18 protein-coding genes are annotated in these 16,199 nt (G+C 32.2%); 17 read left to right on the top strand and 1 reads right to left on the bottom strand.

Features of this window, described 5'->3' with window-relative positions:
• Positions 1–85: 85 nt before the first annotated feature.
• The 16 genes from rodA (at position 86) to ACJDUG_RS10750 (ending at position 14,185) form a co-directional block, all read left to right on the top strand.
• Positions 86–1,201: a rod shape-determining protein RodA gene (gene rodA / locus ACJDUG_RS10825; protein ID WP_406769902.1), complete on the top strand. Its 1,116-nt coding sequence runs from the start codon at positions 86–88 to the stop codon at positions 1,199–1,201.
• A 95-nt stretch (positions 1,202–1,296) separates the two neighbouring features.
• Positions 1,297–1,665 (top strand): methylglyoxal synthase, encoded by a 369-nt coding sequence (gene mgsA / locus ACJDUG_RS10820; protein ID WP_406769901.1) that lies wholly within the window; start codon positions 1,297–1,299, stop codon positions 1,663–1,665.
• 323 nt (positions 1,666–1,988) lie between these two features.
• Positions 1,989–2,735 carry a peptidoglycan DD-metalloendopeptidase family protein gene (locus ACJDUG_RS10815; protein WP_406769900.1) on the top strand — a complete coding sequence of 249 codons (747 nt, stop codon included), beginning with the start codon at positions 1,989–1,991 and terminating at the stop codon, positions 2,733–2,735.
• 29 nt (positions 2,736–2,764) lie between these two features.
• Positions 2,765–3,619: a M50 family metallopeptidase gene (locus tag ACJDUG_RS10810; protein WP_406769899.1), complete on the top strand. Its 855-nt coding sequence runs from the start codon at positions 2,765–2,767 to the stop codon at positions 3,617–3,619.
• Positions 3,620–3,939: 320 nt separating this feature from the next.
• Entirely contained in the window at positions 3,940–5,799 is a 1,860-nt protein-coding gene (locus ACJDUG_RS10805) for a TIGR03960 family B12-binding radical SAM protein (protein WP_406769898.1), read from the top strand.
• Positions 5,774–6,490, top strand: a complete 717-nt coding sequence (locus tag ACJDUG_RS10800; RefSeq protein WP_406769928.1) for a TIGR03936 family radical SAM-associated protein — start codon at positions 5,774–5,776, stop codon at positions 6,488–6,490. Before ACJDUG_RS10805 ends, ACJDUG_RS10800 begins: the two co-directional genes overlap by 26 nt.
• Positions 6,491–6,560: 70 nt before the next feature.
• A complete protein-coding gene (locus ACJDUG_RS10795) occupies positions 6,561–8,003 on the top strand; it encodes a ribonuclease E/G (protein ID WP_406769897.1) in 1,443 nt (480 codons plus the stop codon).
• 120 nt (positions 8,004–8,123) lie between these two features.
• Positions 8,124–8,435 (top strand): 50S ribosomal protein L21, encoded by a 312-nt coding sequence (rplU, locus tag ACJDUG_RS10790; RefSeq protein WP_406769896.1) that lies wholly within the window; start codon positions 8,124–8,126, stop codon positions 8,433–8,435.
• 3 nt (positions 8,436–8,438) lie between these two features.
• Complete coding sequence (locus ACJDUG_RS10785; RefSeq protein WP_406769895.1) at positions 8,439–8,765, top strand: ribosomal-processing cysteine protease Prp; 327 nt, start codon at positions 8,439–8,441, stop codon at positions 8,763–8,765.
• A 4-nt stretch (positions 8,766–8,769) separates the two neighbouring features.
• Positions 8,770–9,072 carry a 50S ribosomal protein L27 gene (rpmA, locus tag ACJDUG_RS10780; protein ID WP_406769894.1) on the top strand — a complete coding sequence of 101 codons (303 nt, stop codon included), beginning with the start codon at positions 8,770–8,772 and terminating at the stop codon, positions 9,070–9,072.
• A 300-nt stretch (positions 9,073–9,372) separates the two neighbouring features.
• Positions 9,373–10,647, top strand: a complete 1,275-nt coding sequence (gene obgE, locus ACJDUG_RS10775; protein ID WP_406769927.1) for a GTPase ObgE — start codon at positions 9,373–9,375, stop codon at positions 10,645–10,647.
• Between the two features lie 27 nt (positions 10,648–10,674).
• Positions 10,675–10,965, top strand: coding sequence for a ribosome assembly RNA-binding protein YhbY (yhbY, locus tag ACJDUG_RS10770; RefSeq protein WP_406769893.1), 291 nt, complete (start codon positions 10,675–10,677; stop codon positions 10,963–10,965).
• Positions 10,966–11,047: 82 nt separating this feature from the next.
• Positions 11,048–11,653 (top strand): nicotinate-nucleotide adenylyltransferase, encoded by a 606-nt coding sequence (nadD, locus tag ACJDUG_RS10765; RefSeq protein WP_406769892.1) that lies wholly within the window; start codon positions 11,048–11,050, stop codon positions 11,651–11,653.
• 10 nt (positions 11,654–11,663) lie between these two features.
• Complete coding sequence (gene yqeK, locus ACJDUG_RS10760; RefSeq protein ID WP_406769891.1) at positions 11,664–12,233, top strand: bis(5'-nucleosyl)-tetraphosphatase (symmetrical) YqeK; 570 nt, start codon at positions 11,664–11,666, stop codon at positions 12,231–12,233.
• A gap of 10 nt (positions 12,234–12,243) precedes the next feature.
• Positions 12,244–13,197 (top strand): LCP family protein, encoded by a 954-nt coding sequence (locus tag ACJDUG_RS10755; RefSeq protein ID WP_406769890.1) that lies wholly within the window; start codon positions 12,244–12,246, stop codon positions 13,195–13,197.
• Between the two features lie 88 nt (positions 13,198–13,285).
• Entirely contained in the window at positions 13,286–14,185 is a 900-nt protein-coding gene (locus ACJDUG_RS10750; protein WP_406769889.1) for an RluA family pseudouridine synthase, read from the top strand.
• 6 nt (positions 14,186–14,191) lie between these two features.
• Here the strand turns inward: ACJDUG_RS10750 and ACJDUG_RS10745 are convergent, their stop codons facing one another.
• Positions 14,192–15,457: a D-alanyl-D-alanine carboxypeptidase family protein gene (locus tag ACJDUG_RS10745; RefSeq protein WP_406769888.1), complete on the bottom strand. Its 1,266-nt coding sequence runs from the start codon at positions 15,455–15,457 to the stop codon at positions 14,192–14,194.
• Between the two features lie 128 nt (positions 15,458–15,585).
• Between ACJDUG_RS10745 and ACJDUG_RS10740 the strand changes: the two genes are divergently transcribed.
• Complete coding sequence (locus ACJDUG_RS10740) at positions 15,586–16,191, top strand: ComEA family DNA-binding protein (RefSeq protein WP_406769887.1); 606 nt, start codon at positions 15,586–15,588, stop codon at positions 16,189–16,191.
• The last annotated feature ends 8 nt before the right edge of the window (positions 16,192–16,199 follow it).

The raw sequence follows: 16,199 nt of genomic DNA, 5'->3' as shown, positions 1-16,199 counted from the left end.
ACATATATGTACAAGTTATTAGTATATTACTAATAGCTTTTTTTTTTATAAATTGCTATAATGTATTTTGTATTGGAGGGATTTTATGCTTGAAAAGTTAAAAATAAAAGGAAAGCTTTTGAAAGAATTAGATGTATGGTCAATTATTATTGCTATTACTATTGTGCTTTTTGGGGCAATAAACATATATAGTGCAACTAGGCTTAAGACTGGAACTTCCTATTTAAAACTTCAAATTATATGGCTCATAATTGGCCTGGCAATTTTATATTTTATATTAATATTTGATTATTCTATAATAATGAACTATGCTTCCCTAATCTATTGGGCCTCCATTATCTTTCTTTTAATAAATGATACCTTAGGTAAGGTAACTAATGGTGCAAGGTCATGGATAGCCTTGGGCAACCGCGGAATTCAACCCTCTGAGTTTGCCAAAATAGCAATGATAATTATGCTTGCTAAAAAAATAGAGGATATGGAAGGAAATATTAATAATCTTAAAAACTTTCTTACATTATGCTTTTATGCCTTAGTTCCAATGGCTTTAATAGTAATTCAGCCAGATATGGGTATGACCATGGTATGTTTCTTCGTTGTTCTCGGTATATTCTTTATGGCTGGACTCAATTTAAAGATCATTATTGGTGGAATCGGCTCAGTTGTGGCATTAATTGCAATAGTTTGGAATTCATCCTTAATGCAGTTATATTGGAAGGACAGGCTCACGTCTTTTTTAAACCCAGCAAAAGATGAGCTTGGAAGTGGTCTGCAGCTCCTTTCTTCCCTAACAGGAATAGGCTCTGGAGGAATTTTAGGCAAAGGTTTTTTAAAGGGTACACAAATATCAGGAGGATTTATTCCAGAGGCACATACAGATTTTATCTTTGCTGTGGTAGGTGAAGAATGGGGTTTAGTAGGTGCTGCTTGTCTACTTTTATTATATGGCTTACTGATTTATAGATTTATAAAAATAGCCAGATCTTCAAAGGATATATTTGGATCCATAATTTGTGCCGGGGTTATTGCAACCACACTATTTTCTATACTTCAAAATATAGGCATGACCATTGGAATTATGCCTATTACAGGAATAACCTTACCACTTATGAGCTATGGAGGAAGTTCTATTTTAACTAATTTTATTGCCATAGGATTAATTTTAAATATAGGTATGAGGAAAAAGAAAATTAATTTCTAAATTTGTAGGCACAACAATTATTGTGCTTATTAGGAATACAGGAGGCACAATAATTAATAATTATTGTGTCCCTATGAGGAATACAGGAGGGTTACATGAGAATAGCACTTATTGCACATGACAAGAAAAAGGAAGATATTGTTGAGTTTGTTTTAAGAAACAAAGAGGTTTTTAAGGAACATGAACTTTATGCAACAGGAACTACAGGCAGGATTATTTCCGAAGCCGCTAACCTAAAGGTTCATAGATTTTTATCAGGCCCAATGGGTGGTGACCAGCAAATTGGTGCTAAAGTGGCCGAAGGAAACATGGATTTTGTAATTTTTTTAAGAGATCCATTAACTGCCCAGCCTCATGAACCAGATGTCAATGCACTATTAAGATTATGTGATGTTCATCATATACCTTTAGCTACCAATATTGGCTCAGCTGAAATATTCTTAAAGGCTTTAAGGAACAGATAACATGTGTTAGTACCGCTTCAGTTTATATACTAAATATAAGCTGAAGCGGTACTATCTTTTTGTCATATTATAGCATCCCTAAAAATATATATTAGGTAGAAGCCCTAAATGGGCTTCTACGGGCAGTTTACGAGCGGGAGCGAGTGCTTTCAAACTGCCCCGTTGGCAGAGCCGAAGCCCTAAATGGGCTTCTACGGGCAGTTTACGAGCGGGAGCGAGTGCTTTCAAACTGCCCCGTTGGCGAAGCGGTCGCCCTTAATGAATAAGAGATACTAGGAGTACAATGATCAATAATCATTATGTGCAAAATACAGGAGGTAAAAATGGGGAGCTATAATTCACAATATGAAAGCTATTACAACGGTATGGTTAACAGGAGAAAAAACAATAGTTATGGATTTAACAAAAAAACTAAATTTGCTTTAGATGGAAATTTCTTTTTAAAAAGACTGCAGAGAGACTTAATTGGAGTATTTATATTATTTATACTTGTATTGCTCTGTAAAATAGTTCATACCCCACAAACTACATATGCTTACAGCTATTCAAAATCACTTCTAAATAATAGCTTTAACTATGAAGCTGCATTAAGTAATATTAAAGATCTAGATATGAAAGACTTGGAAACTAAAGTTTCCGATTGGATGGATACGGCTAAAACCAAGATTACTGGCGGAAAAACAATTAAGGAGACACTTAAGACTGACTATATGTCTCCAGTAGCAGGTACATTAGCTATATCAAAAGATCAGGTTTTAAAAGATGGAATAGATATTTCTGTACCAAACGGTACAGAAATATTTTCAGTATACGGCGGAAAAATTAAGGAAACTGGAGAAGACGTTAAAAACGGAAAGTACATTATTATTGATCATGGAAATGGAATCGAAACTAAATATAGTAAATTAAATCAAATTGCATTTAAAAATGGAGATTCAATTACTAAAGGGCAAGTGATTGGAAAAATAGCAGCATCAAATAAAACAGCTTCTTCCTTTTTGCATTTTGAATTATCATACATGGGGGAAAATTTAAATCCTGAAGAGTATTTAAACCTTACAAATAATTAAATGTTGCATTAATTTTATGGAGGCAGTTTTTGTTTAGGATTAATAAGTTCTTTATTCCATATATATTATTCCTATTTTTTATAGGCTTTAAAGGTCAATTATTACTGGCCTTTTTAATTGTATTTTTCCATGAAATTGTTCATTATATCACTGCACTTATTTTAGGTTTTTCAGGCTTTGATATAGAAATCCTGCCTATTGGAACTAGATTATCTCTTAAGGATTTAGACGAAGCTTCTCCAAGAGAAGATATAATCATTTCACTATCTGCACCTTTCATTAATCTTATTGCCTTCCTTGCTTTATATAAAATTTATATTATGTATCCAAGTGAGTACATTTATATTTTAATGCAGGGGAATTTATCAATTGCACTTATTAACCTAATACCAGCATTTCCCCTAGATGGGGGAAGAGTATTAAGGTCGCTTCTTATTTATAGAACCATTTACAGGCGGGCTAATGAATTGTGCATTAAAATAAGCATGGCACTAGGTATATTAATCTTAGCTGCATTTATTGTTTTATTAAAGTTTTCTATTATTAATATAAATCTTATTATTATTTCAATTTTTATAATCTACGCTTCAAGGAAGGAAAAAAGGAGGATAGTCTATATAATAATGGGAGATATAGTAAAGAAGAGATATAAATTTTTAAAAAATGGCTATATTGAAAATAAAAGCATTTCAATCCATATAAAGTGGGATCTTTTAACTGCTTTAAGTATAGTAGATAAGAATAAATATAACATACTTACTGTTCTAGATAATGAAATGAAGGTAATGGATATAATATACGAAGAAGAATTAGTAGAAGCCTTAAAGCATTATGGTAATATTGCAGTAGAAGAATTTATAGAAATAAGAGAAGAAAACATTTAGAAGGGAAGCTTTTTATTATTATAAAAATATGCTAAAATATATTGTCGGTTTATAATAATGTAAGATGATTTTTTAGGAGGTTAAAGCCCTAAATGTGCTTTAACGAGGTAGAAGCCCTAAATGGGCTTCTACGGGTAGTCTGCCGATGAGTAATCGGCAAGCTAGACTACCCAGTGTTGCGAGCGGGAGCGAGTAGTCTTAAACTACTCAGTGTGACCACAAAAAGGAGGTAAATGTCCTAAATGGACATTTACGAGCAATTATCGAGCGGAGCGAGAGGGCTTAATTGCTCAGTGTTCCGACAAAAAGGAGGAAAACTAATGAATAAGATAACTGATGATATATTATATAAGGTTGAAAAACCTGCTAGATATATTGGTGGCGAATTTAATTCTTATAATAAAGATAAAAATAAAGTCGATATAAGATATGCCTTTTGCTTTCCAGATGTATATGAGGTAGGAATGTCCCATTTAGGAAGTAAAATTCTATATTATGTTTTAAATGAAAGAGAAGATACTTATTGTGAAAGAGCTTTTGCACCATGGCCAGATATGGAAAAGCTTATGAGCGAAAATAATATAGCACTTTCTACCTTAGAAACTAAAGATCCTCTAATAGATTTTGATTTTCTGGGGTTCACCCTTCAATATGAAATGAGCTATACTAATATTTTAAATATGCTGAGCTTGTCAGGTATACCTGTTAGAGCTTCTAAAAGAGATGACAGTTATCCTATAATTATGTGCGGAGGTCCCTGTGCCTATAATCCAGAGCCCCTCTATGACATTGCAGATATTTTTGTAATAGGTGAGGGTGAAGAAATTATTCATGAAATTCTTGATTTATATAAAAATTATAAAGCTAGAAGTAAAGATGAGTTTTTAAGGGCAGCTTCAAAAATTCAAGGGGTATATGTGCCGAGTCTCTATAATGTTACCTACAATATTGACGGGACAATAAAAGAATTTAAGCCCTTATATGAAGATGTACCTTCAAAGGTTAAGAAGAGAATAATAACCAATTTAGATAATAACATATTTCCAGATAAACTAATAGTTCCATATACAGATATTGTCCACGATAGAATCATGCTAGAAACCTTTAGGGGATGTACTAGAGGCTGCAGATTTTGTCAGGCAGGAATGATTTATAGACCAGTAAGAGAAAAAACAACCTCAAAGCTTATGGAACAAGTGGAGGATTTAATTAACAATACTGGTTATGAAGAAGTATCACTTACTTCCTTAAGCATTTGTGATTATTCTGATATTGAAAACTTAATTCAATCTATGGTGTTGAAATATAAAGAAAAAAATATTGGAGTATCATTGCCGTCCCTTAGAATAGATTCTTTTTCAGTAGATTTAATTAAAGAGATTCAAAAGGTTAGAAAAACTGGCCTTACCTTTGCTCCTGAAGCTGGATCACAAAGGATGAGGGATGTTATAAATAAGGGCGTAACGGAGGAAAACTTAATTAATTCAGTTAAGAGTGCCTTTGAAGCAGGATGGTCAACCATAAAATTATACTTTATGATAGGGCTTCCCTATGAAAACCTTGAGGATGTTAAAGGAATTGCTGAGCTTGGCGAAAAAGTAGTAGATGAGTATTATAAAATTCCTAAAAACATAAGAAATAAGGGACTTAAGGTAACATTAAGCACTTCAATTTTCGTTCCGAAACCTTTTACTCCATTTCAGTGGGCACCACAGGATAAAATGGAAGCTGTAAAGGAAAAGATATGGGATATTAAAGATTCAATAAAAAGCAGAGCTATAAGCTATAATTGGCATGAATCCATAGTAAGCTATATGGAGGCTATATTTGCAAGAGGCGATAGAAGGCTTTGTGAGGTGCTTATTAAGGCTTTTGAAAAGGGTGCCAAATTTGATGGCTGGTCTGATTACTTTAACTTTGAATTTTGGAAAGAAGCAATGGAAGAGTGTAATGTTAATGGAGAATTTTATGCCTATAGGGAACGAAGCTATGATGAAGTACTTCCTTGGGACTTTATTGATATCGGCATCCATAAGAGATTCTTAATCAATGAAAATGAAAAGGCTAAATCAGGCATGCTTACACCAGATTGCAGACTTGGGTGCACAAATTGTGGTGTCAATGTAAACTTTAGAGAAGGGAAGTGCTTTGAAGGTGCGTTATTTAATAAAGTTCAGTAAGGAAAGCCAAATAAAATTTGTATCACATTTGGATTTAATGAGGACCATTCAAAGGGTAATTAGAAGAGCTGCACTTCCAATTGAATATTCTAGGGGCTTTAATCCACATATGGCTATATCTCTTGCTCAGCCTCTAGCTGTAGGAATGTATTCTACAGGAGACTATATGGATATAGTTTTAACTGAGGAGGTAGCTACATCCTATATTAAGGAAGTCTTTAATAAAAATGCTCCAGAAGGTGTTAAGTTAATAGAGGCTATTAAAGTAAAAGATTTAGTAAATCAAAAGAAAATTCCTCAGGCAATGGCACTTATTGATGCTGCAAAATATGTAATTTCTTTAAGGTATAATGATACCTCCATACTTTCGTCTGAACTAAAAAATTTAATAGATGAGAAAGAATGGGGTATGATTAAAAAAAGTAAGAGCGGAGAAAAATTCATAAATCTGAGGGATTATATAAAGGCTTTAATCTATGAAATTTCAGACAAAAAGCTAATTATTACTACAACTATAGCTTGTGGAAGCAGAGAAAACTTATCGGCTGAGCTCTTAGCTGAATATATATTAAAAAATACAACTTCTGCAGATTTAGAGGCTTTTAAAGATATTAGAAGAGAAGAAATGTATATAAAAAATAATGATGAAATAATTTCACTCTATGATTATATACGTGCTGCTTCTAAGTAAAATATCTTGAAATATTAAGAAAAGGAATTACACAAGGGTAATTCCTTTTCTTATAAAAGAAGGTGCTTAAATGAAGGAATTATTTATAGAAAGAAGAGAGAGGCTCTTAAGAATAGCAATAAGAAACCGGGGTAAACTTGAAGAATGTTATATAGAGGAAGAAAATAATGAGCCGAAACAGGGTGAAATTTATAGAGGTATAGTAAAAAACATTGTACCTGCAATAAAGTGCGCCTTTATAGATATTGGTTTTGGTAGAAATTGCTACATGTATTTAGATAGAAAATTTAATAACACTAATTTAAAGAAAAATGATGAACTTGTTGTTGAAGTTTTAAAAGAGGGAATCGGAGATAAGGGGCCTAAGGTAACTAATGCTTTTTCAATACCTGGAAGATACGTTGTGCTTGAAACGCTATATAAGGAAATAAGATTTTCCGGTAAAATTCAAAGTGAAGAATTTAAAAAATCAGTTTTAGATAATATTCCTGCACACAAAGATCTTGGTTTAAAAATTAGAACAAATGCTGAAAAAGTATCAATAAACAGTATAAGAGAAGAAATTGAAAGGCTTTTAATACTTTATAATAATATATTAAATGACTTTAATTTAAGCAGTAAACCTAAGCTTTTATATGGAGGAGAAGGTATTCTTGATAAGGTGCTTAGGGATAAACTAGACCTTGAAACAGATAAAATAATTATCAACAATGAAAAGGACTATAAATACATAAAAGATATGCTAAAACATAATACAGATGTTCAGTGCACAGTAGAGCTATATGAGGAAAACAGAACGCTATTTGATTACTGTGGAATAGAGAAGGAGATATTATCCTTAAGAAACAGCAGAGTATTTCTTAAAAACGGAGGTTTTATAGTCATTGATAAAACAGAAGGCATGTATGTTATAGATGTAAATTCAGGGAAGAATATAAAGAGCAGCAGCATAGAAAAAACAGTCTATGAAACTAATTTAGAAGCAGCTTATGAAATAGGAAAACAAATTAAACTTAGAAATCTTTCTGGTATAATCATAGTGGATTTTATAGATATGACTAACGGAACCTATAAAGAGGCAGTGTTTACCGTTCTTAAAAAAGCCTTTGAAAATGATAAAAATAAAACTGTAGTTTATAATTTTACAGAATTAAACTTAATTCAAATTGCAAGAAAAAGAATTGGAAGGCCGATACTTGAATATCTAGAAGAAGACTGTGAGAAATGCAGTGGTAAAGGTAAAAAGCTTAAGTTTTCTTATATGACAGAGCTTATAAGAAATGAAATATTTAAAATAGATAACAGCCTTAATATAGATAACATTTATATTGAATTAAGTGCTTCATATAATGAAGAGATTAATAAGGATATAGAATGCTTTATTAATAGTATAAAAGCTCAGAATAAAAAGGTGTTTCTAAGTTATATTCAAAATAAGGATTTTATAAAAGTAGAACCCTTAATCTTTTCAAGTGAAGTGGAGAAAATGCAAAAGTTTAAGATATATGGATAAAGCTTCTTTACAAAAATATAATCCTATGTTACAATGGCATTTGTAGACCGCACACATAGGGTTTTAAATCACATTTTTGTGTACCTGAGATGGCGAGACTGGTTTGAGGAGGTGTTTTTAATGTACGCAATCATAGCTACTGGAGGAAAACAATACCAAGTTAAAGAAGGAGACGTAATCTACGTTGAAAAGTTAACTGCTGAAGTTGATGGAACAGTAGAATTAGGAAACGTTCTTGCAGTTGGTAAGGAAGATGGTTTAGTAGTTGGTAAGCCTGTAGTTGAAGGAGCAAATGTTGTTGCTAAGGTTCTAGCACAAGGTAAAGCTAAGAAGGTTATAGTTTTCAAGTATAAGAGAAAGAAAGACTATAGAAGAAAGCAAGGACATAGACAACCATTTACAAAGCTTCAAATTGAAAAAATAAACGCATAAGCCATGATTAATGCAAGGTTTAGTAAAAAATGCGGGAAAATAGTATCTGTAAAGCTAAGCGGTCATGCTGAAGCTTCTAATGATGGTTATGATATGGTTTGTAGTGCTGTTTCAGCTGTTTCTATAACAATTGCAAACGGAATTACAGAAATCTTAAAAATTAAGCCTATCGTAGGAATTGAAGATGGATTCTTAAGCTTAGACTTAAGTAAGCTCACTATTAAAGAAATAGAAAGCTCTCAGGTACTGTTAGAAACTATGCTTTTAGGACTTAAAAACATAGAAATTAATTATAATGAATATATAAACGTAGTGTTAGAGGAGGTGTAGTACAATGCTAGTTATGAACCTTCAGTTATTTGCTCATAAAAAAGGAGTAGGTAGCTCAAGAAACGGTAGAGACAGTGAATCCAAGAGACTTGGTGTTAAATGTGCAGATGGACAATTTGTTCTTGCAGGAAATATATTAGTTAGACAAAGAGGAACTAAGCTTCACCCAGGTGAAAATGTTGGTAGAGGAAGCGATGATACTCTTTTCGCAAAAGCAGATGGTATCGTTAAATATGAAAGATTCGGCAGAGACAAGAAAAAAGCGAGTGTTTATCCTCTTGAGGTAGAAACTCAAATTGCTGAGTAATGATAAAAGCACCCATTAGGGTGCTTTTTTTAAGGCCTTATGTTCTAGGTTATGAAAGAATTATAAAGAAAATGATAAAGTATATTTCACCATTTTCGATAAAATTAATAATTTAGTTTATAATATATACAATACAATAAGGTTCTTACATTAATGATGTCATAAAATATCCAATCTTCAAGGATTTTTAGGAGATCATTAATGTATTAGAACTTTCGTATTGTATATATGAAAATGGAAAAAACTAACCTTATGGTTATTGATATAAAATTGAAAAATGGTTTAAAAGAGGTGAAGATTATGTTCATTGATAGAGCAAAAATTTATGTAAAATCAGGAGATGGCGGTAACGGAGCAGTATCCTTTAGAAGAGAAAAATATATTCCTCTAGGCGGACCTGATGGTGGAAATGGAGGAAAGGGCGGAGATGTTGTATTAGAAGTTGATTCTAATATGACTACTTTATTGGACTTTACCTATAAAAAGAAGTATGCTGCGCAAAATGGTGGAAGTGGGTCCGGAACAAACTGTTTCGGGAAAAATGGAGAAAGCTTACATATAAATGTTCCTATGGGCACAATAGTAAGAGATATTGAAACCAATAAGATAATGGCTGACTTATCCCATGAAGGTGATAAATTTGTGGTAGCAAAAGGCGGCAAGGGAGGCAAAGGCAATTCTAATTTTGCAACCTCAACAAGACAGGCTCCTAATTTTGCAGAACCTGGTATGCCTGGAGAAGAAAGAAATATTGAACTAGAGCTTAAATTACTAGCTGATGTGGGTTTACTTGGATTTCCTAATGTAGGTAAGTCTACTCTTTTATCAGTAGCATCAAAGGCAAGACCTAAAATAGCTAATTATCATTTTACAACTTTAAAACCAAATTTAGGAGTTGTAGATGTTCCTGGAGTTACAAGCTTTGTAATGGCTGATATTCCTGGAATTATTGAAGGTGCAGCTGAAGGTGTAGGCCTTGGACTTGACTTTTTAAGGCATATTGAAAGAACCAGAGTATTAATACATATAGTTGATATTTCTGGAGTTGAAGGAAGAGATCCATTTGAAGACTTTTTAAAGATAAATGAGGAATTAAAGAGATACAGCGTAAAGCTTTGGGATAGACCACAAATAGTAGCAGCAAATAAAAGTGATATGCTCTTTGATGATGAAGCCTTTATAAGTTTCGAAAATAAGGTTAAGAGGCTTGGATATAGTAAGGTATTTAAGATATCTGCAGCTACTAATACTGGTGTAAATGAGCTTCTAAAGGAGGCAGCTAGGGTTCTCAGTACAATACCAATCACTGATCTTGAGATTAAAGAAGAAGATAAATATGTTCCTGAAGAAAAGCACTTTACTTATGAAATAAGAGTGGAAGATGGAGTTTATGTGGTTTTAGGAAGCTTTGTTGATAGGCTTCTTGCAAGTGTAAATGTAAATGACTCTGAGTCCCTTAAATATTTTCATAAGGTTCTTAGAAACAAAGGCATCCTTGATGAATTGAAGAACATGGGAATTCAAGATGGAGATACAGTAAGACTCAATGATTTTGAATTTGAGTTTTTAATATAGTATCAAGGTTTGTGAAGGAGAGTATATATGATAACAAGTAAACAACGAAGCTTTTTAAGATCACTTTCGAATGGTCTTGAGCCTTTATTTCAAATTGGAAAAGGTGGCATAGAAGAGGCATTTCTAAAACAACTGAAGGACGCCTTAGAAGCTAGAGAGCTAATTAAAATAAAGGTTTTAAGTAATAGCGGCTATGATACTAGAGAAGCCTCAGATATAATTTGTAAGGCAATTGGCTGTGAAGGAATACAGGCTATTGGAAGTAAAATTGTACTGTATAAAAAATCTGAGAAAAAGCCTAAAATAGAATTACCATAATATTTAATAATAATTAAAATAAGCATGTATTGTTTACCACATAAAAATAATACATGCTTATTTTTGAAAGCAGGGATAAATTATGCCAAATAAAGGTCTATTTGGAGGCACCTTCGATCCAATCCATTTTGGACACTTATATATAGCTGAGGAAGCTTTGTATATGCTGAATTTAGATAATATACTATTTATGCCTACTGGTAATCCTCCTCATAAAACTAACAGAGAAATAACTGAAGCCTATATTCGTTATGAACTTGTCAGCATGGCAATAAAAGGCGAAGAGAGATTTAATTTATCAAGTTTCGAAATAGATGAGAAAGGATTAAGTTATACTTATAAAACCTTAGACTACTTAAATAAAAAGGAACCAGAAACAAATTGGTTTTTAATAACAGGTGTAGATTGCCTTATGGAACTGGACACATGGAAAAATGTAGACGAAATATTTAAGCTTTGCACACTTGTAGTATTTAATAGATTGGGTTATGAAAAAGATAACATTCTTAAGCAAAAGAAAATTGTTGAGGAAAGGTATAATATTAAGATAATTTTTTTAGATATAAATCCTTTGGACATTTCTTCAACAAGTATTAAGAAACTGCTTAAGGAAGGTAGGAATGTAAATCATCTCCTGCCTCTAAATGTATTAAATACAATTTCAGAGCTAGGTTTGTATAAGGAATGAAGGTGAATTTATGTGGAATGAAAATCTGATAACAGAATATTTAAAAGCAAATTTAAACCCTCAAAGATTTCAGCATAGTGTAAGGGTAATGGAAACAGCTGTCAGTCTTGCTATGCATTATAAAGTTGATGAAGAAAAGGCTAAGCTTGCAGGACTCACCCATGACTGTGCAAAAAACTTAAAAAATTTGGAAATAAATGATTTATTAGAGAAAAATGGGTATAATATAGATATGATGTTTAAAAAAAATTCTAACGTTATGCATGGGCTTGCTGGGTCAATTATAGCAAAAGATATAATGGGAATATCAGATGAGGAAGTATTAAATGCAATTGCCTATCATACGACAGGAAGAACAAACATGAGTATGTTAGAGAAGATTATATATATAGCTGATTATATTGAACCTATGAGAAATTTCGATGGCATAGCGGCCTTGAGAACCTTAGCATATGAAAATTTAGATGAAGCACTCCTTTTATCCTTTAATAACACTATCAAATATGTAATAGATAAAGGGGAGCTAATTCATAAGGATACTATTGAGGCCAGAAATTTTATTTTATTTACAAAACACTAGGAGATAAGAAATGGGAAGAATAAAGAGAAGTCATAGTTTTCGCGACTTTTTTATTATCTTTGCTTCGTTATTTGTATGTATTAGCCTTGCAGGTGCTGGCTATTTATATTTCTATTTGGATGGGCTTAATCATACAAAGCTTGAAAAGAATAAAGTGCAGCCTATAGCTGCTAATAAAGATGAACAGGTGAATATATTAGCCATGGGCACAGATGTTGGAACTATAGGGGCTAATAGTAATAATAATCCTAAAAGGACGGACACTATACTTCTTATTAATTTAAATCCCAGCCTTAAGGTAGCCAATGTTATTTCTATTCCTAGAGATACTTTAATTCAGATGAATAACTCAAATAAGAAAATAAATGAAGCTAATGCAATAGGTGGTCCTGGTTATTTAATTGATGCAGTTGAGAAGCTTTTAGACATAAGGGTAAACTATTACTCTAAATTGGACTATGAAGGCTTTAGAAAGGTAATTGACAGCATTGGGCCTATTGAAATGACAATAAATAATAACATGAATTATGATGATAAAACGCAAAACCTCCATATCCACTTTAATAAAGGGGATACTGTAGAGCTTAACGGGGAAAAGGCTGAAGAATTTTTTAGATGGAGAGAAAATAATGATGGTACTGGACTCGCTAATGGAGACTTAGGACGAATAGAGAATCAGCACCTCTTTATTAATAAGGTAATAGATAAGTTTAAGAACCCTTCTATTATAACTAAACTGCCAAGCATTTTAGGTACAATTTCAAATTATGTTGAAACTAATATGAAGGCAGATGAAATAATTAAATATGGCCTCATGTTATCTAAGATGGATAAAGCAAATATAAAGATTTATACAATTAAAGGAGATCCTAAATATATAAATGGCATTTCCTATGTTATTTATGATAAAAGTAAGAACATAGAGCTATTAAATAAGCTTCATAGTGAGGCTGCAATGAAATAAGATATTTATTTTTTACTATTTCTGTTATAATTAATATAATATAATTAGTTAACTGTGTGTGAGCACAGTTTATTTTTTGAGGTGGCACATGAATAATGATTTAATTTATAAAATTACTGATAGTGATAAAGATATGAAGCTCAGAGAATATTTAAGAAAAACTGCAAAACTATCAGGAAGATTAATAAAGGGAGCTGCCATAGATGGCAGAATTAGAGTTAATGATTTGGTAACTAAATTAAATTATGTCTTAAAGATAGGTGATGTAATTTCTTTTCAAGTAGAGAAAAATGAATCACAAAATATTGAGCCTGAAAAAATAGATTTAGACATTAGATACGAAGATGAAGACTTAATTGTAGTTAATAAAATGCCTGGAATAGTTGTCCATCCAACGAGAAGTTATCCAGGAGGTACTTTAGCAAATGGCTTATTATATTATTTCAAGGAAAAAGGTGAGAATTGTATTGTCAGGCTAGTAAGCAGGCTGGATATGGATACCTCAGGCCTAATTATTATTGCAAAAAACCAATTTTCACATATGTCCTTGGCTAGGGATATGCAGAGCGAAAATTTCAAAAAAAGCTATTTAGCTGTAGTACATGGAAATCTTAAGGATAAAGAAGGAACCATTGATTTACCAATTTATAGAACTGGAGATGACAGCATAAAGCGGAAAGTGGATGAGAGAGGGCAAAAGAGTATTACACATTATAAGGTTATTGAAAGCTTTAAGGATTCGGAGCTTTTAGAACTAACTTTAGAGACTGGTAGAACTCATCAAATAAGGGTGCATCTAAGTTATCTAGGTCATCCAATTTATGGTGACAACTTGTATGGAATAGATGAGGATAAGGCTTTAATTACAAGGCAGGCTCTTCATGCCTACAAACTATCAGTGCCGCATCCTAGAACAGGTGAGATTTTGACATTAGAAAGTGAACTACCAGAAGATATAAAAGAACTTATAAGAAAAATAAGTAGGTAAAATTACCTACTTATTTTCATATATTCTAAGTTTTCTTTGTCGTTTCTTCTTTTTCTTAGTTTTAATAATTATACGAAGTAAAACTAAAAAGGAGAATATACCAAATATAATTTTTAATGTTAAAAACAAATAATTCATACCTTTACTTGAAAGGATCTTTTCATTTAAAATAGTTGGTATCTTATGGTCTATGCCGCTGTCTAGCTCTAGTGATGGAAGGGTAGCATTGTCCATTTTCATAGTGGCATCTGTTATTTTATCTCCTCTTGAAAATGATTTATTACTTAAATTACTGCTCTTATTTACTTCAACTTTAGGAACCTCATTTAAGGATTTATCCCTAACATAGTAGTAATCCTCTTGTGCGAGTAATGGTATGTTTAAGTCTCCTTCAGTAACCGTTGTAACTAGTTCATTCTTTTTATAAAGCGGTACTAATTCAAAATTCTTAAAGCCATAGTCAAAGAGTGCTCTTGAATCTTGAAAATATGTTTTGTTTTTGTCGTGCACTAAGGCAACTATTAGTCTTTGTCCATTTCTTTCAGCACTTGCAACATAGGAATGTAATGACTGGATTGTATACCCGGTTTTGCCTGCATCTGCACCATTATAATAATACATGGAGTTTTTATTTATTAATTTATTTTCATTTGCTAAATTAATGCCTTCAGGATGCTTATTTGTAGGTGGAATCTTATAGGAAAAAGTTGAAGAAATCTCTCTGAATTCAGGATATTTTATTAGTTCCTTCATAATTAAGGCTAAATCTTTGGCAGAAGTTTTATGGTTTTCATCATAAAGCCCGCTTGGGTTTACAAAGTGCGTATCTAAAGCCCCTAATTCCCTTGCTTTCTTATTCATAAGGTCGGCAAAAGCTGAAGTAGAACCACTAACATGTTCTGCTAAAGCTACTGCACAATCATTTCCAGAAAGAAGCAGCATCCCATATAATAAATTTCTAACAGATATTTCTTCACCTTCAAATATCCCTATTTTACTTCCATCGATATAAGGTGGATTTTTACCAACAGTCACCATATCGTCAAGATTGCTATTTTCCAGAGTTAAAAGAGCTGTCATAGTTTTAGTTGTTGAAGCTGGAGGATATGCATCATCCATATTTTTAGAATATAAAATTGTACCAGTAGTAGCATCCATTAAAATGGCACTGTCAGCCGAAACACTTGGAGCAGATTGTTTTGCATAAATAATTATATTTGAACTGCTTATAAGCATTAAAATAACTATTAACAAAGTTAAAAAACGTTTCATAGATAATCCTCCTATATCATACATGTATAAATTATAACAAATAAAAGCTTAAGATGCGATAATAAATTAAATTATTGTCAATAATTTAAATATTATTAATATATTTGGACGTATTTGGAGGGGAGTAAATGAAAACCAAACAAAAAATAATTGGCTCTGTAGTTATATTATTGGTATTGATTGGTTTTTTAGTTGTAGGTCTTTATATAAATAGACCTAAAAACCATAAGTTAGAGGAACAGGACATTTTTGTAGATAGTATTCCTAGTGAAATTATGCAAAAAACCGATAGCAAAATGGTAACTGTATATATTCAAGGGGAAATAAAAAAACCTGGAGTGTACAGCTTATCAAGCGGCAGCATACTAAACGATTTGGTGAAGGCAGCTGGTGGGTTCACTGATAACGCAGCGCCCGATACCAAGCTTAATCTTGCAAAAAAGTTAAAGGATGAGGATTATTTTTTTGTGGAAGGAAAATCAGATAATTTACCTAAGCTTGGCAATTCTGAAGCTATTCCTACAAATAATAAAGGATCAAATAAAGTTAACATTAATACTGCTTCAGCAGCAGAACTTGACACTCTGCCAGGCATTGGACCAACAACAGCACAAAAGATTATTGATTATAGAGAGAAAAATGGACAATATACTTCAATAGAAGATCTTAAGAAAATTGGAGGAATTGGAGATAAGACTTTAGACAAGTTTAGAGATAATATAGACATAAGATAAGTAATATT

It is taken from the genome of Candidatus Clostridium stratigraminis (assembly GCF_045310675.1).
GTDB lineage: Bacteria > Bacillota > Clostridia > Clostridiales > Clostridiaceae > Clostridium_AT > Clostridium_AT stratigraminis.
The sequence above is the reverse complement of the archived record's forward strand: the minus strand, read 5'-3'. Positions and strand labels throughout refer to the sequence as shown.

What these genes read in the sequence shown, in the direction of transcription:
- rodA (WP_406769902.1), top strand. Translation starts at nt 86, where the DNA reads ATGCTTGAAAAGTTAAAAATAAAAGGAAAGCTTTTGAAAGAATTAGAT.
- mgsA (WP_406769901.1), top strand. Translation starts at nt 1,297, where the DNA reads ATGAGAATAGCACTTATTGCACATGACAAGAAAAAGGAAGATATTGTT.
- ACJDUG_RS10815 (WP_406769900.1), top strand. Translation starts at nt 1,989, where the DNA reads ATGGGGAGCTATAATTCACAATATGAAAGCTATTACAACGGTATGGTT.
- ACJDUG_RS10805 (WP_406769898.1), top strand. Translation starts at nt 3,940, where the DNA reads ATGAATAAGATAACTGATGATATATTATATAAGGTTGAAAAACCTGCT.
- ACJDUG_RS10795 (WP_406769897.1), top strand. Translation starts at nt 6,561, where the DNA reads ATGAAGGAATTATTTATAGAAAGAAGAGAGAGGCTCTTAAGAATAGCA.
- rplU (WP_406769896.1), top strand. Translation starts at nt 8,124, where the DNA reads ATGTACGCAATCATAGCTACTGGAGGAAAACAATACCAAGTTAAAGAA.
- ACJDUG_RS10785 (WP_406769895.1), top strand. Translation starts at nt 8,439, where the DNA reads ATGATTAATGCAAGGTTTAGTAAAAAATGCGGGAAAATAGTATCTGTA.
- rpmA (WP_406769894.1), top strand. Translation starts at nt 8,770, where the DNA reads ATGCTAGTTATGAACCTTCAGTTATTTGCTCATAAAAAAGGAGTAGGT.
- obgE (WP_406769927.1), top strand. Translation starts at nt 9,373, where the DNA reads ATGTTCATTGATAGAGCAAAAATTTATGTAAAATCAGGAGATGGCGGT.
- yhbY (WP_406769893.1), top strand. Translation starts at nt 10,675, where the DNA reads ATGATAACAAGTAAACAACGAAGCTTTTTAAGATCACTTTCGAATGGT.
- nadD (WP_406769892.1), top strand. Translation starts at nt 11,048, where the DNA reads ATGCCAAATAAAGGTCTATTTGGAGGCACCTTCGATCCAATCCATTTT.
- yqeK (WP_406769891.1), top strand. Translation starts at nt 11,664, where the DNA reads ATGTGGAATGAAAATCTGATAACAGAATATTTAAAAGCAAATTTAAAC.
- ACJDUG_RS10755 (WP_406769890.1), top strand. Translation starts at nt 12,244, where the DNA reads ATGGGAAGAATAAAGAGAAGTCATAGTTTTCGCGACTTTTTTATTATC.
- ACJDUG_RS10750 (WP_406769889.1), top strand. Translation starts at nt 13,286, where the DNA reads ATGAATAATGATTTAATTTATAAAATTACTGATAGTGATAAAGATATG.
- ACJDUG_RS10745 (WP_406769888.1), bottom strand. Translation starts at nt 15,457, where the DNA reads ATGAAACGTTTTTTAACTTTGTTAATAGTTATTTTAATGCTTATAAGC.
- ACJDUG_RS10740 (WP_406769887.1), top strand. Translation starts at nt 15,586, where the DNA reads ATGAAAACCAAACAAAAAATAATTGGCTCTGTAGTTATATTATTGGTA.